This is a genomic window from Catellatospora coxensis (genome assembly GCF_016862635.1).
GTDB classification, from domain to species: domain Bacteria; phylum Actinomycetota; class Actinomycetes; order Mycobacteriales; family Micromonosporaceae; genus Catellatospora; species Catellatospora coxensis.
The window spans coordinates 1-1,551 of the sequence record NZ_BONI01000190.1; the positions used below are offsets into that span (position 1 = coordinate 1).

At 75.0% G+C, this 1,551-nt stretch carries 2 protein-coding genes; both read right to left on the minus strand.

The genetic code is table 11. The features are described from left to right. The coding region (locus Cco03nite_RS41925) for a sigma factor (protein ID WP_275412121.1) at positions 1 to 346 on the minus strand (346 nt) is incomplete at its 3' end. Between the two features lie 66 nt (positions 347 to 412). Continuing rightward, a partial coding sequence (locus Cco03nite_RS41930; protein ID WP_373314468.1) for a TolB family protein occupies positions 413 to 1,551 on the minus strand: 1,139 nt, incomplete at its 5' end.

Genomic DNA, 1,551 nt, shown 5'->3' on the forward strand with positions numbered 1-1,551 from the left:
GCACGGCGCGCTGGCGCGGGGCGAGGGTGGCCAGTGCCCGGGTGAGCGCGACGCGCTCCAGCGCCCGGCCCGTCTCGTCGGGACCGGCCCGCTCGGGCAGATCGGCCATCGGCCGCGCGGGCCGCCTGCGCCACCACGAGATCTGCTCGTTGACCATGATGCGCCGGACGTACGCCTCCGGCTGGCCGTACTCCCGGATCTGCCGCCACCGCGTCGCGGCCTTGGCCAGCGCGGACTGCACCAGGTCCTCGGCCGCGTGGTGCTCGCCGGTGAGCAGGTACGCCGTGCGCGACAGCGCCCCGCCCCGCTCGACGACGAACTCGTGGAAGCCGTCGTATCGGCTCATCCGCCACCTCCACCTCCCCTACGTGGCAGCGGGCCGGAAGGTTGGGATCATCCCGCGCGGCCGCCGTCACGGCACCATCGAGCTGAGCTGTGTGGAACGGCGGCAGCCCGCGGGCTCCGCGACGCGGTCGAGTTCCATCAGCACGGCCATGCTCTCGGGCACCTGGGCCCGGCGGATGCTCACGAAGTCCGTCCACAGCAGCTCCCCGCCACGGAAGCACAGCGGGAACGCGATCCGGTCCGTCGGCAGCGAGATCCGGCGCAGCACCCGGCCGTCGGCCGTGGAGAACTGCAGCACCGCCACCACCTGGGCAGACCCGTGCGCGGCAACACCGACCACCTCCACGGCCGCCGAACTTCCGGGCGCCGAGAGGATCGACCACCTGTAGATCCACTCCTTGGCCCCGAGCCGGTCGGCCACCTCGACGGTGATCGGGCGCACCGTCCCGGCCACGAGGTCGACCACCTCCATCGGCAGGGCCGTCGCGGTCGGATCGCTGGCGGGGCGCAGCAGCTCGCCGCTGTCCAGCACGACCTGCGCCGCCCTGCCCCGCAAGCCGGGCGGGACCTCACGAGCCGTCCAGTCGGGCAGGTGGTAGAGCGTCTCGCCATCGAGACGCGCGGGCAGCAGGAACCACTCACCGCCAGGTGACCAGAGCGGGGCGCTCGACGTGGGCGGCAGCTCACGCACCTCCGTCCCGGTGAGGTCACGGACGAACGTCGCCGCGGTCGTCGACCAGGTCAGCCAGCGCCCGTCCGGCGACAGCGCGGGCGCGCTCACGTAACCCGCTTCCGGCGACGGCACCGTGTAGTGGCGGCCGTCGACCGTGACCAGCACCGCCCAAGGGCTCGACGACGTCTGGTCGTGGTACACCTGCAGCACCGCCGGTCCGGTGGCGCGGTCGGCAGGCAGCGGCTCGGTCGCGGCCTTCGTGTCGAGCCGGGAGGGCAACGCCGGCAACGGCTTGGCCGGGGTGGGTACGCCGGACGGGGTGGTGGTCGCCGGGGGCGGCACGGTGTCGGGGCCGCGCACCGCGTGCCACATCAGGCCGGCCAGCAGCGGCACCGCGAGCAGCGCGGCCGCGACCGCCCGGCCGGTCCGGCGGCGGCGGGCCAGGGCCAGGGCGGCCGAGCTGTCGGCGTACTCCCCCGCCTGCTCGGCGTAGCGGGGCAGCGCCCGGCGCAGGTGGCCCAGCGCGAGGTGGG